The sequence below is a fragment of the Saccharospirillum sp. MSK14-1 genome (assembly GCF_003054965.1).
GTDB lineage: Bacteria > Pseudomonadota > Gammaproteobacteria > Pseudomonadales > Natronospirillaceae > Saccharospirillum.
Genome location: NZ_MIES01000026.1, coordinates 466,669 through 479,636, shown reverse-complemented (window position 1 = coordinate 479,636; position 12,968 = coordinate 466,669). Strand labels below are relative to the sequence as shown.

General features: G+C 57.3%; 15 protein-coding genes. 5 read left to right on the top strand and 10 right to left on the bottom strand.

Annotation, left to right across the window (positions count from 1 at the left end; genetic code table 11):
- Entirely contained in the window at nt 1-1,074 is a 1,074-nt protein-coding gene (locus BGP77_RS06220) for a LacI family DNA-binding transcriptional regulator (protein ID WP_108163849.1), read from the top strand.
- A 9-nt stretch (nt 1,075-1,083) separates the two neighbouring features.
- On the opposite strand, the gene BGP77_RS18115 is transcribed toward BGP77_RS06220, so the two are convergent.
- Nucleotides 1,084-1,248 (bottom strand): hypothetical protein, encoded by a 165-nt coding sequence (locus BGP77_RS18115; RefSeq protein ID WP_199224206.1) that lies wholly within the window; start codon nt 1,246-1,248, stop codon nt 1,084-1,086.
- Between the two features lie 305 nt (nt 1,249-1,553).
- Here BGP77_RS18115 and BGP77_RS06215 point away from each other — a divergent pair, with 305 nt between their 5' ends.
- Nucleotides 1,554-3,545: a hypothetical protein gene (locus tag BGP77_RS06215; protein ID WP_108163848.1), complete on the top strand. Its 1,992-nt coding sequence runs from the start codon at nt 1,554-1,556 to the stop codon at nt 3,543-3,545.
- A 38-nt stretch (nt 3,546-3,583) separates the two neighbouring features.
- On the opposite strand, the gene rimI is transcribed toward BGP77_RS06215, so the two are convergent.
- From rimI to BGP77_RS06195, 4 genes are all read right to left on the bottom strand, one after another.
- Nucleotides 3,584-4,009: a ribosomal protein S18-alanine N-acetyltransferase gene (gene rimI / locus BGP77_RS06210; protein ID WP_108163847.1), complete on the bottom strand. Its 426-nt coding sequence runs from the start codon at nt 4,007-4,009 to the stop codon at nt 3,584-3,586.
- Nucleotides 4,006-4,785 (bottom strand): hypothetical protein, encoded by a 780-nt coding sequence (locus BGP77_RS06205; protein ID WP_146171202.1) that lies wholly within the window; start codon nt 4,783-4,785, stop codon nt 4,006-4,008. The genes rimI and BGP77_RS06205 overlap by 4 nt, the downstream gene beginning before the upstream one ends.
- A 92-nt stretch (nt 4,786-4,877) precedes the next feature.
- Nucleotides 4,878-5,786 (bottom strand): SDR family NAD(P)-dependent oxidoreductase, encoded by a 909-nt coding sequence (locus tag BGP77_RS06200; protein WP_158269287.1) that lies wholly within the window; start codon nt 5,784-5,786, stop codon nt 4,878-4,880.
- 156 nt (nt 5,787-5,942) lie between these two features.
- Nucleotides 5,943-6,542, bottom strand: a complete 600-nt coding sequence (locus BGP77_RS06195; protein ID WP_108163844.1) for a pyridoxamine 5'-phosphate oxidase family protein — start codon at nt 6,540-6,542, stop codon at nt 5,943-5,945.
- An 86-nt stretch (nt 6,543-6,628) separates the two neighbouring features.
- Here BGP77_RS06195 and BGP77_RS06190 point away from each other — a divergent pair, with 86 nt between their 5' ends.
- The 3 genes from BGP77_RS06190 to BGP77_RS06180 all read left to right on the top strand — a co-directional run bounded on the left by BGP77_RS06190 (nt 6,629) and on the right by BGP77_RS06180 (nt 8,761).
- Entirely contained in the window at nt 6,629-8,077 is a 1,449-nt protein-coding gene (locus tag BGP77_RS06190; protein WP_108163843.1) for a PLP-dependent aminotransferase family protein, read from the top strand.
- A gap of 128 nt (nt 8,078-8,205) precedes the next feature.
- Nucleotides 8,206-8,517 carry a 4a-hydroxytetrahydrobiopterin dehydratase gene (locus BGP77_RS06185; RefSeq protein ID WP_108163842.1) on the top strand — a complete coding sequence of 104 codons (312 nt, stop codon included), beginning with the start codon at nt 8,206-8,208 and terminating at the stop codon, nt 8,515-8,517.
- Nucleotide 8,518: 1 nt separating this feature from the next.
- Complete coding sequence (locus BGP77_RS06180; protein ID WP_108163841.1) at nt 8,519-8,761, top strand: hypothetical protein; 243 nt, start codon at nt 8,519-8,521, stop codon at nt 8,759-8,761.
- Between the two features lie 15 nt (nt 8,762-8,776).
- Here the strand turns inward: BGP77_RS06180 and BGP77_RS06175 are convergent, their stop codons facing one another.
- From BGP77_RS06175 to BGP77_RS06155, 5 genes are all read right to left on the bottom strand, one after another.
- Nucleotides 8,777-9,322 carry a DUF922 domain-containing Zn-dependent protease gene (locus BGP77_RS06175; protein ID WP_146171201.1) on the bottom strand — a complete coding sequence of 182 codons (546 nt, stop codon included), beginning with the start codon at nt 9,320-9,322 and terminating at the stop codon, nt 8,777-8,779.
- A gap of 5 nt (nt 9,323-9,327) precedes the next feature.
- Nucleotides 9,328-10,398, bottom strand: a complete 1,071-nt coding sequence (locus BGP77_RS06170; RefSeq protein ID WP_108163839.1) for a hypothetical protein — start codon at nt 10,396-10,398, stop codon at nt 9,328-9,330.
- Between the two features lie 64 nt (nt 10,399-10,462).
- Entirely contained in the window at nt 10,463-11,224 is a 762-nt protein-coding gene (locus BGP77_RS06165) for an ABC transporter permease (RefSeq protein ID WP_108163838.1), read from the bottom strand.
- 16 nt (nt 11,225-11,240) lie between these two features.
- On the bottom strand, nt 11,241-12,167 hold the full coding sequence (locus BGP77_RS06160; RefSeq protein WP_108163837.1) for an ABC transporter ATP-binding protein: 927 nt from the start codon (nt 12,165-12,167) through the stop codon (nt 11,241-11,243).
- A gap of 137 nt (nt 12,168-12,304) precedes the next feature.
- The gene (locus BGP77_RS06155; protein WP_108163836.1) at nt 12,305-12,838 is read right to left on the bottom strand and encodes a hypothetical protein; all 534 of its coding nucleotides are present in this window, start codon (nt 12,836-12,838) and stop codon (nt 12,305-12,307) included.
- Nucleotides 12,839-12,968 lie beyond the last annotated feature (130 nt).

Sequence of the window (12,968 nt, the reverse complement as noted above, 5' to 3'; positions counted from 1 at the left end):
ATGCGTGTGATCAACAAAGACAACAACAAAGCACCAACCAAACGCATGACCTTAAAAGCCGTCGCCGATGCCTTGGGGGTATCGACGGCGTCAATTTCCAATGCGTTCAATCGACCGGATCAGCTCTCGGCCGTGCTGCGCGATCGCATTCTCAAAGAGTGCGAGCGGCTTGGTTACCATGGTCCGAACCCGGCTGCGCGCTCGTTACGCACCGGCGCGACCGGCGTGGTCGGCGTCATGCTCGCCGAACGTCTGGCGTATAACTTTCGCGACAGCTGTGCGACCGAATTTCTGCAAGGCGTTGCTGAAGTGCTCGATGACGCGCGCGTGAATTTGTTGCTCATGCCCGGCCGCGACGATTTCTACCACCAGCAATCGATGGAATCGATTCCCGACCGTTTTATCATCTACGGGCCGCCGCGCGACCTGGGCATTATTCAGCGTCTGGAGCGACAGCATAAACCGGTGGTCACCGTCGATTTTACGCTGGGCAATCACCTCTCACTGAACATCGACAACTACGGCGGTGCCAAACAGGCAGCGCAGCACATTTATCGTCAGATCGGTGGCGACGCCCCGGTCGCGGTCATCGGCCTGCGCTTGATTCGTTCTGACGCCGTCGGTCGCATCAGCGAGATTGAACTGATCGATTCGGCCACGTCCATTTCGCGCCAGCGTCTCGATGCCTACCGCGATGCAGCTGCCGAAGTCGGCGGTAAAATTCTGGCAGATCAGGTGTGGAATACGCACGAAAGCAACTGGTCCGACGGCGTTAAAGCCGCGCGCGAAGCCTTGCTGTGTGAGCCGCGCCCCAAAGCGCTGTTCTGTATGTCCGACCAGCTGGCACTGGCGGCCTTGAGTGTGGCACGCGATCTGGATATTCGCGTACCGGACGATTTAAAAATTATCGGCTTCGACGACATATCCGAAGCGCGACGTTCGCACCCGGCCATCACCACCGTCTACCAACCCAGCATCGAAAAAGGCCGGCTGGCCGCGATGATGGCGCTCGACCCGGAACGTTTTAAAAGCCAGATTCTGCCCACCCAATTGCAGGTGCGCGAAACGGCTTAAGCCGCGCTCTTAAACCGATTTAAACAGCGCAAAATAAAGCACATAAAACCAGCTGAACAAGCCGTGGATAATCGCCCAAAGGATCGACTTATTGGCACTCCACGACAGCACAATGGCCAGCACCGTACCGAACGACACCCCTTGTTTCACAATCTCATATCGCACTTCGCGCATATCGCGGCTCTCCTAGCAGTAACAGACCGTCAGTCATTGTTATAACACTCGCCCTACCCTAAGCGCAGAGTCACGCCGAAACAGCCGCCGAAAGTCACTGACGGTGCAACTCGAATTCGTTTTCCTGATTCAATCGTGTAAAGGCGTCAATGAAAGTCGGTTTTCTCAAACGAACAGATGTAATTCAAACGATTTATTAAACGATTTCTCAAACTACCGTTTTCTACCCTAGCGCAACCTTGGGGTGGCCACGTAACAACATTGCTAAGCGCTCCCCCGCCAACCCATCTGCGCTGAGGCGACTTATGAAACCCGATTACCGCACCCCGTTCAAACTGATGGTGATCAGCTTACTGCTCACACTACTGGCCGGATGCAATGACACCGGCTCAACGGGACAGGGCGTCCCTGAAAGCCCAAACACCTACCGTATTAAAGGCACCGTCTCCGGCCTTAACGGGACGCTGAGTCTGACGTTAAACGACACCGAAACCCTGAACAATCGAGGCAATGGTACGTTCGAATTCACGACCGAACTGACCGATAACAGCGAATACCACGTCACGCATTTTGGTGTACCGGACGATCAACTCTGCGATATCAGTAACGGCACCGGCATTATTGATGGCAATAACATCACCGACGTTCAGGTGACCTGCTTTCCCAGAGACGAAGCGCATGTCATCAGCGGAACCATCACCGGACTGAACACCAACGGCCTGCAATTAAGCCTGAACGCCAAACCGCCAGTCGATATTGCGGGCGGAGCGACAGCGTTCAATTTCAATGAAACACCGTTGCACAACGGCACCGCCTATCAGGTCGCCATTACCCAAAACCCCGAGCAGCAACTGTGCACCGTTGCGGCCAATGGCAACGGCACCGTCGAGGGGACCGATATCGATACCCTTCAGATTCACTGCCGGGCCTGGCAAACGGAGCCGGAACAGATCACCGATAATCACAGGGCTGCCCAAGACACATCACCTGGGATCGCTTTGAATAATGATGGGGACGCGGCGTTGGTCTGGTTGCCAAATCGATACGTGGATGGCGATGGCAAGCCCAATATCTGGGCAAAAGACTACTACGCGGAAAAGGGCGGTTGGCAGGATGCTGCGGCCAGCCGCCTTCAGGAATCATTAAACCGAAATGCGGCTGACGCCCAGGTGGCCTTAAACGACGTTGGCGATGCCATTGTTGTTTGGTTCAAAAACGCCACAAGCTGGGCCCATGTCCGGCCCAGCCAGGCAGCCTGGAATGATACCGCAGCGCACCCCCTCGAGAACTCACACAACCGTCCACAGATCGCTCTGAATAATAATCGCCTCGCGTTAGCCGTGTTTGAATACTACGGTAGCAGGGCTCGAGTGAGCTACAGCCACTATGACTGGGGCTCCAAAAGCTGGAGTGCGGGCACACCCATCAGCCACGCCATGGATAGCTACGGTGGCTACCGCAGTGCGCCTCAACTGGCCTTAAACGACAATAACCTGGCCATTGCCGTTTGGCGTGAACTGGAGCAGGGGCAAGGCGAAACATCCGCGGCTGCGCGCATCTGGGCCAGTACGTTCACACAGGAAGGGAACTGGAGTGAACCAACCCTGCTCGACGAACAGCGCATTGACGACTTTAACGATCACAAAAACACCGGCCATCCGCAGATTGCGCTGAACGAGGCCGGGCAAGCCGTAGCGGTGTGGGAAACGCCATCGTCCTCTGCCGCTGGCGACAGCAAGACCGATATTCGCGCCATAACCTTTGCCGACGGTGAATGGGACAGTGAAGCCGTATTGCTGGAAACAACCGAAGGGCACGCCGACCTACCCGATATTGCCATCGATGAGCGCGGTCGCGCGGTCGCTGTCTGGCAGCAAAACGAGGATGACACCAACCGTCGCCATATTTGGGTAAACCAATACGATCCAGACAGTCTCAACTGGAAAGGCGTCGTTCGGTTAGACACCACCGAAGGCGTTGAAAACCAGGACGTCAGCCAACCCCAGATTGCCCTCACCCCAGGCGGAGACGCCATCGCCGTTTGGGAGCAGGTCAACCAGAGCGACGGCGATAACATCGTTGCGATCTGGGCCAGTGTGCACGCCCTCGGTGTCGGCGACTGGCGCAATGCAACACCAAAGGAGCTGCATTACATCGATAAGAGCCAATCCAATCAGTCATCTCGAGGCTCAAAAAACCCGCAATTAGATAGTAACCAAGCCGGCACGGTCATCGTTGTTTGGGAGGCCGCAACCCAGTCAAGCACGCTCCATACCTGGTCCACCTGGTTTAAATAACATCCACCCACGGGCGGCTTCTTGCCGCCCTGTTTCGCTCACAGCGTCAGCGCCATCACCCACGCATCTTCACCGTCGGCGTAATAACGGCGGCGCTGACCGATCTGAGTGAACCCCAAGCCCTGATACACCGCCAGCGCCGGAACATTGCTTGGTCGCACTTCCAGAATGCACCGTTGCTGGCCCAGGCGATGCAACTGCACCAGCCAGTGCTTAAGCGCCTGACGCGCCAGCCCGCGGCCCTGATACGCACGCGCGACCGCCAGATGCAGCAGGCTGCTTTCATCGAGCACCGATTCCCCCACCAGAAAGCCAGCAAGTTCGCCATCGTGCTCAATCTGCCAGACACGGCTCTCTTTCAGCGCCTGTTGCAACGCCATCACCGACCACGGGTGGGGGCCGGCTTCGGCGTCCAGTATCACCAACGCATTGAAATCATCGACGCGGGCGGGCAACAGCTTCATGCGTTGTCGGGGGTTGCTGCAGTGACCAAGGGTTTCAGACGCTGCCAGGCGACCGCCTTCTGGCGCGGGTCGTCGAGCATGCGATAGAGCGACGGCAGACCAACCCAGGGCAAACCGAGGTGTTCGCCATGGGGTTGTTGCCAGTCGTGCAGGCGGGGCAAGACCGCGCCGAACGACAACAACTGCTTGGGTTCGTGCTGGCGCACAAACTGTTCGAGCTTTTCATCGACATAGAGCTGCGCTTGCTGAATGCCCTGATCGACACGCGGGTTGGTAAACAGCGGCCACTGAATCACATGATGGGTGTGCACATCCTTGGCGCTGACACCCAAGGTCGCCAGAATATTCAGCAACAATTGCTGACCCGCCGCCGTGGGTTGTTCCAAACCGCGCGCCAGCGTATCGGCAATCAAATAAGGGCCGACCACACTGAGTGAGAGCACAAAGCGTGGCACCGCCGGAGCCGACTGCGCTTTGGGCGCGGCTTGGGGTTCAGCTTCGGCTTTGGGGGGGACGGCCTGAATGCGCGGCACCGCCGTGGACTCTGCCGGTTGCGCTGGTGCTGGCGATTGCGCTGACTGGCCGGGTGTTGGCTGGGGCTGCTGCGTGGCCGAAGCCTGCTCGGCCGCAGGCGCGGAATACCCGCTGTCATCAAGATCGAACAGCAGCGGCTCGGGGGCCATTGGCAAGCGCATCCGCGGATACCACGACTCGATGCCCATGGCCTCAAGGTAATGACGTCGGCTGTTTTCAGGTAACGGAGTAAAGGCGGGCATGGCGCGAAAGGGTGGCTATCGGTCGGCAATCAGGATCGCCCAATATACGCGCCGCGCCCGCCAGCGACAATGTTGCATTGTCGCGACCAGGGTCAGTTGAGCTGTTCGGCCCAGACGGTGGCGCACAGCGTCATTAACCGCTGGCGCGTGGTCTGGGTTTCGCGGGTCCAGGGCAGCGGGTACAGCGGACGGCTTTGCCGATCGAACCAGAATTGACCGCTGGGCAGTTGCTCGCCCTGAGCCAGACACCAATAAATGGTATCGGCGCCTTCGTCATCGCTGCGCAAGCGTTTCGACAACCGCTTGGTAAAGCCCGGCAATGCGTCGCGCAAAGCCTGAGTGCCCACCCAGCCCGGGTGCGAGGATGAAAACACATAGTCCGGATAACGCCGTGACAGCTCTTCATTCAGAATCACCTGAGCGCGCTTGGCGTTGGCGTAAGACTGCACCTTGTCGTAGCGGTTTTCCTGCCAGCACAGGTCATCGAGGTTCAGCTTTTTCAGGTACATGCCGCCACTGGAGGTCAGGTGCACACTGCCACCGGACGCCAGCACACCCGACTCCATGCAGCGCCGCATCAACAGATAGTGACCAATCACTTGCGATGCAAAAATGACGTCGTATTCGTTGTTCACCAACTGCAGTTGCTCCGTCATGCCACCAGCATTGCACACCAGCCCATCGAGTTCGGGCAGGTTCAGTTGCATCACCGCTTTGAAGTCGGCCATATCCAGCGGCACAAAGGCGACTCCCAGCGATTCCAGCCCGGACTGCTCAAAGCGCTCGGCGCTGCGGCCGGTCACGATGACCTCACTGCCCGCCTCCGCCAAACGCTGCGCCAGCGCCGCACCGATACCGCTGGTACCGCCGGTGACCAGAAAGCGTTTGCCAATCAGGTGGCTGTCTTCAAGGGGAGCAAACTGACGCGCATGGCGCTGATAGCCACTGCGGTCAAAGGAATAGACGATCGAAAAATCTTTGAGTGTATCTAACATGCTCATCTCAGCGTTTCCATTCATCCATGAGTACGCTAAGCGGGCCTTTCAGGTTCACCTCGCGGTGAAGAAAAGGCGCGCTCGCCTGAGCGACGCCTGTCAGTGTCTTTGAACAACGTTCACAGCGCAAGTGTTAAGTGGCTCACATCGAGCGCCGCCGAGTTACCGCGCCGGCAAGGTGCCATGCCAAATGGGCAAGTCCATGTCTTCCGGTTCTTCAACCGGGCCGCCCGTACGGGCTTTGAACGAGCCTTCATGCATCGGCAGCCGCACCAGCACCGTGGCCTTGCGCTCAATCCGGTTGGGCGGTCGAACCTGCTCCCAGCGTCCGGGTTCGAGTTGATTGATCAGCACGCGAAAGGCGTGGTCGAACTCCGCTTCATCGGTCACCGCTTCCCCGCGGCAATAGAGCACCGCTGAGCGATAATTGGCGCTGTGGTGGTAAGCCGACTTCGTCATCACCCATTCGCTGCATTCGGCGAACGACAGCACCACCAGCTGACCGCTTTGCAGGTACTTCGCCAGACGACCTTTATTGCCACTGTGCACGTAAAGGTTGTCGCCATCGCGCCAGCAGGTGATGGGAATGACGCGCGGCTCGCCGTCCTCCACAAACCCCAGGTGGGCGGTTTTTAACGCATCGATCAGTTGATACACCGGCTCACGATCGTAACTCGCCCGCTTGGCAGCACGGCGGACCTGACTACGCGGGCAAAAGCCCAGTTCGGTGGTACTGGCGTCTTGGTTGGTCTGGCGGGGCATGACAGTCTCCTCGTGGTAACGAGGTCTAGACTAACGACATCTGGTATTCTAAAAAGAACCAGAATTTAATTTTTAATGGAACCAGAATGACCACCAGCCTGCCGCTCAATGATCTGCACCTGCTCGACCCAATCCGCAGCGGGCAGTCGTTGCAGACTCAGCTTTACCAGGCACTCAGTCAGCGCATTCTGGATGGCCGACTGCAGCCGGGCGATCGCTTGCCATCGAGCCGCTTGCTGGCCAAGGATTTGGGCGTGGCGCGCAATACGGTTTTGGCGGTGTTCGAGCAATTGCAGGCCGAAGGCTTTATCCGCCATCAGCCGCGTTCAGGCACCTATGTCGACCCACGCTTGCCCGCCCAGTCGGTCACCGACGCCCCAAAGCCGGCGGCCCATCCCAGACCACCGAGACCGCGCCCGGCCTTGCCGTGGCTGCACCGTCCAGGAGCGGCCGGCCGGGAAGATCAGAACCGTCCGTTTACACCCGGCTTGCCCGATCACCATGCCTTCCCGTTGGCCAGCTGGAACCGCTTAATGCATCAGCAGGAAAGCCGCACGGCCCTGCTCGGTTACGACAGTCATCAGGGTTACCCACCGTTGCGCCGTGCCATTGCCGACTATCTGCGCCAATCGCGCGGCGTACGCTGCCACCCCGATCAGGTGATCATCACGGCCGGAGCGCAGCAGGCGCTGTCGATGATTGCCGAGCTGTTTCTGCACGCCGGTGATCAGGTATTGATCGAAGACCCGGGTTATCGCGGTGCCCGCTTTGCGCTGGCGCGACCCGGCGTTAAATTACAGCCGATACCATTGGCTGACACCGTGCTCGATCTGGATCGGCTGCCCACCCAGACCGACGCCAAGCTGCTGTATTGCACTCCGACTCACCAGTATCCGCTCGGCGGCATACTCGACATCAGTCAGCGATTGCGCTTACTCGACTGGGCGGCGCGCGCCGGGGTGTGGATCATCGAAGACGATTACGACAGCGAATTTCACTTCAGCAACAAACCGCTGCCGGCCATGCAGGGTTTAATCGACGACGCACCGGTGCTCTACGTCGGCAGCTTCAGCAAGACGTTGTTTCCGGCGTTGCGACTGGGTTATCTGGTGGTTCCAGCGGATCTGGTCGACGCCTTCAATCAACTCAAACGCATTCACACCGGCGAGACCCCCTTACTGCTGCAAGCCGTCACCGCCGCCTTTATCGACCAGGGTCAGTTTGCGCGCCATCTGCGACGAATGCGTCAGCACTATCACGGCAAATGGCAGTTGCTGAGTGAGCAGATCGAGCAACAGCTGGGCGGTCAATTCCGCACCGTCGCCGAAAGCGCTGGAATGCATCTGGTGCTGGAGCGCGACGGCGACGACCAAGCCTGGGCCTATCAACTCGATAAAGCGGGCTATGGCCCGTTGGCGCTGAGCGACTATGCATTGGCCGAGCCGAAGCGAACGGGATTGGTGATTGGTTTTGCCAATTCGAGTGAAGCTGAGATTCGGGCTGGCATCGCGGAGCTTGCCAAACTGAACGCTTGACGGGAGACACCAATTTACAGGGGCGTGGGTTTCAGCTAACTAGCGTCTCCCGTCTCCCGTACACCCTTTTGCCTCTCCCATCTCCCGGCTGCTAAGGTACAGGCCCACTCCAACGATGGAGACACACCATGCCTTCCGACCGTTACGACGCCCAAAAAATCCAGACCGAACTGCAGGCACTGAATTCCAAGTCGACTCATGCCTGGGCCATCGAAGACGACAAGCTGAGCAAAACCTACCAGTTCAAAGACTTTGTCGAGGCCTTTGGTTTTATGACCCGGGCGGCCTTGGTGATTGAAAAAAGCGACCACCATCCGGAGTGGTTCAACGTCTACAAAACCGTCAAGGTGCAACTCACCAGTCACGATGTCGACGGTCTGTCACAACGTGATTTTGACCTGGCGCATCAGCTGGATCGACTGGCCGGTGATCGAGTCTGACATGTCACTGAACGTGGTGCTCGATCGCTTTGGCGAAATCATTGAAGGCAATCACTATCGCGGTTTTTGCCACATCAGTCGCGATACCGAAGAAGACGGTTTTTTTGTCATGGTATACCGCCAGGCCGATCCGCAATCGGACGTGTTATTAAGCGAATGGTTTCCGTCGATGCAGGCGGTGAATCACTTCGTGCGCGATCAAAGCTGGGTGGTGTACTGGCAGGATCAGCACCGGCCGTTGTAATACCACACCAACTTATTATTCCATCCAGGCGCCCTGTGTTTCGCCGTGATTGGTGCGTCGGTCGTAATCAAATTCTCGCTCACGAACGCGCTCTAAGATGTGATGACCCAGTGCATTAGCGTCGACTTCCAGCGCCCGACAATTGCTGGCCGGCGGTAATTGCTGCAACGCCCGATCAATAGCCTCGCCCGCCTCGAGCGCAAATTGCTGGTGCCCTTCTTCGTGCACTCTGAGCGCCTCGCGATAGTCGGAAAATTCCGCCTGCTGTGCTGCCGTTCCATCGACTAATTCCGGCAACTGAATCTGCACAGTAACGTCGGTACGCACACGTTCAATCACGCATCCATGATCGGAATTTTGCCACCAGAACCGCCACTGCACCTGCCAATCGGTCGTGGCGTGGTACACCAGAGCGCGCTGACGAATCGGCGAGCTGCGATCAAGCGCTTCAGCCAGCGTTTCACCCTCGGCCAGGCGAACCGGGTAAGGCTGCCAATCCAATTCGGTGTGCACCTGTGCCCAAACAGCCGTCGACATGAAGGCCAGTAAAACAACGCTCATGCCTTTCACAAACACACCTCCGGCTCGGCGTCGCAAACCGCGTCGGCAGCGATCACCACATCGACGTTGTAGTACAACGATTCCAACCCCAGCCCGATGCGTCCCATGTTGTGAAACACCAAACCCAGAGCCAGATCTTCGGCGCTGTAACGTTGCGCCTCAGCCGCCAGTTCACGTCCGGCGCGCCCAACCTCGCCGTCACCAAGCAAGTCGAGCATCCGGCCGATGCCGCCGTGATAGGCCTGCACCAACAACAGTGAATAAAGCCGTTCGGCTTTGTCGTCCGGTAAATCACCAAAGCGACGTTCAAACGCCGGACGCAAATTGCGGTCGTTCTGTTGATACAAACGCACCGCGCAATCAACCTGCGCCATCCGGTGCAAATAAAAACGTTCGGCCAATTCGCAATCGGCCAACACTTCCGGACGCAGTTGCAACAACCCGATGGCTTGCGCTGCGGAAAACGACCGTTTGCGCGCTCCGCTTTCAATCAAAATCTGCCCCAGAAAAGCGCGCTGCATGGCCGGCGTTACCGGATAACCACGACGCTGCGCCTGAGTGTGCAACACCTCGATCACCACCGCCGCGAGCGACCAGGGCGCTTCCGGTGACCCGGCGGTAATGCCATCCCAGGTCCCCCAGACCCGATCGTCAGCCTTCGCGCCCAATAACCGGTCGAGCGCTGCAGGCAGATCGACGTGTGGTTGATCGCAGCGCAGTGCAAAGGGATAACCGGTTTCGCCGGCACTGCCCTCAATCAGCCGATGCACGTCACCGTCGCGGTACAGTTGTTCACGCACCGCGTTCAATTCAATTTGGTTGGCGGCTGAATCGCCGGGGTTATCGAACCAGGCCAGGAAGCGGCCACGCTGATCGAACAACAAATGACGCTGCGGCTGCGTGCAATAACTTTCGCCGAGTAACACCCAGCGACGAAGGGTGGACAGGTTGTCGTAGAAACCGGAACTAAAAACGTAGGGCGTATCGCGCACCACCTGCAACCAGGGAGCGGTTGAGGTTTCCGCACGCAGTGGTGAGAGACAAAACAGACACAGCAGTAACAGGCAGCGACGCATAACGGACTCGATTCAAACACAGAATGCAGTCTAACAAATCATGCGCCGCTCACCGCGATGGGTGTCAGCTTTTCAGCTTGTAACCGGTGCGGAAAATCCACCAGACGATGGCAACAAACAGCGCCAGGAAACCCAGCGTCATGCCGATGCTGACACCGATATGCACGTCTGACAGACCGTAAAAACTCCAGCGAAATCCACTGACCAGATACACCACCGGGTTCAACAGCGTAACGCCTTGCCAGAAGGAGGGCAGCATATCGATGGAGTAGAAGGTTCCACCCAGAAAGACCAGCGGCGTCACGATCATCATCGGCACGATCTGCAGTTTTTCAAAGCCGTCGGCCCAGATGCCGATGATAAAACCGAGGAAGCTGAAGGTGATCGACGTCAGCACCAAGAAGCTGAACATCCAGAACGGATGATCGATGGAATAATCCACAAAGAAGGTGGCGGTTATCAGAATGATCAGACCGAGAATCACCGACTTACTCGCGGCTGCACCGACGTAACCGATCAGAATTTCCAGATAGGAAACCGGCGCCGACAACACTTCATAAATGGTGCCGGAAAACTTCGGCATATAGATGCCAAAGGAGGCGTTACTGATGCTCTGCATCAACAGCGTCAACATGATCAGACCGGGCACAATAAAAGCCCCGTAACTGACGCCGTCAATTTCCACCATGCGCGAACCAATGGCCGACCCGAACACCACAAAATACAGCGAGGTAGAAATCACCGGAGTGGCGACACTTTGCAATAAAGTCCGCCAGGTGCGCGACATCTCGAACAGGTAGATGGCGCGAATGGAGTAAAAATTCATGGACTCTCCTGATCGATTAATCGTTACGGTGAACCAGATTCACGAAAATATCTTCGAGCGAACTTTCACGGGTTTGCAGGTCTTTGTAATCGATACCTGCATCATTCAAGGTCGCCAGCATTTCCGGAATACCGGTGTCATCCTGTTGGCTGTCGAAGCGATACGTCAGCTGGTAACCGTCTTCACTCAGGCTCAAATCGCGGTCTTTTAAACCCGCCGGAATGTTGCTCAAGGGTTCACGCAAAGCCAATCGCAATTCACGCCGTCCGAGCTTACGCATCAGATCCTGCTTCTGTTCGACCAGGACGATTTCGCCTTGATTGATGACCCCGACACGGTCAGCCATCTCTTCCGCTTCTTCGATGTAATGCGTGGTCAGAATGATGGTGACGCCGCTTTCGCGCAGTTCACGCACCATGGTCCACATCTCGCGGCGTAACTCGACATCCACACCGGCGGTCGGTTCGTCCAGAAATAAAATGCGCGGTTCGTGCGACAAGGCTTTGGCGATCATCACGCGGCGTTTCATCCCGCCCGACAGCGCCATCAGTCGTTCGTTGCGTTTGTCCCACAACGACAGATCGCGCAGCACTTTCTCGATGTGTTTCGGATTCGGCGCTTTGCCAAACAGACCGCGGGTGAAATTCACCGTGTCCCAAACCGATTCAAAGGCATTGGAGGTCAGTTCCTGCGGCACCAGACCAATTTTGGATCGCGCCTGACGGTAGTGCTTGATGATGTCGTGGCCGTCGGCGGTGACCTGGCCGCCACTGGGATTCACCAGCCCGCAGATGATGCTGATCAGCGTCGTCTTACCGGCGCCATTCGGGCCGAGCAGCGCAAAAATCTCGCCCTGCTCAATATCGAGGTTGATGCCTTTCAGTGCCTGGAAACCGGAATCGTAGGTTTTGGTGAGGTTTTCGATGGAGATGATCGACGCCATGAACACTCCTGACTGAGGGTTACGAACCGGCCCGTCACGGAGGTGGCCGAACGCGCAACAACAAATGGAAAGCCCGAGATGGTGGCAATACCCGGGCTTTCAACAGTGACTATTGTCCAGTGCGCGAACGGCGTTGATCAGACGCGTTTGGGTCGCGAAAACGGCAGTATAAAGTGTGGATCGACCGCGGCCAGCTGCGCATCCGGATGACGCTCCTGCATCATCTGCCGCACCTGGGCTTCGTATTCACGCGGCGTATAAATCAAAATCAGATAATGGCCGGCATCCAGCTCGGCGCTGAACGGTTCGAGCTTATTGTTTTGCGTCTCAACACCCCAAAGCCCGCCTTCCCACAGTCCAAACAGCGTCAAGACGGCAACAAACACCAGGTTCACGAAGAACGGCAGACTGTCGCTGAACAAGCCGGTGACGTGGAAAATGGCCAGCAATAACAGACCGGCACAAAACCCCAGAAAACCACCCACAACACCGCTGTGATACAGATCCAGCGTTTCCACATAGTTGGCCGATTGCAGCCGGTGCCGACTGATGCCGGTGTCGTTGTGACTGATCAGGTGTATCAGCCAATTCGACAAACCCACACTGTGCAGGTCATCGGCGATGCGCTCGCATTCTTTTAAGGTCGGAGACAAGTAGTAGACGCATTTCATGGTCGGTCCCTCTTGTGCTTTTTGTGCGGTTATTAGGCAGGACATTGCGGCAGGCGACTGAGACCACCGCTGTTAAAACCCTATGACAGATATCGGCTTTTTCAACCAAGGTGGCATCGGTGGCCACGTT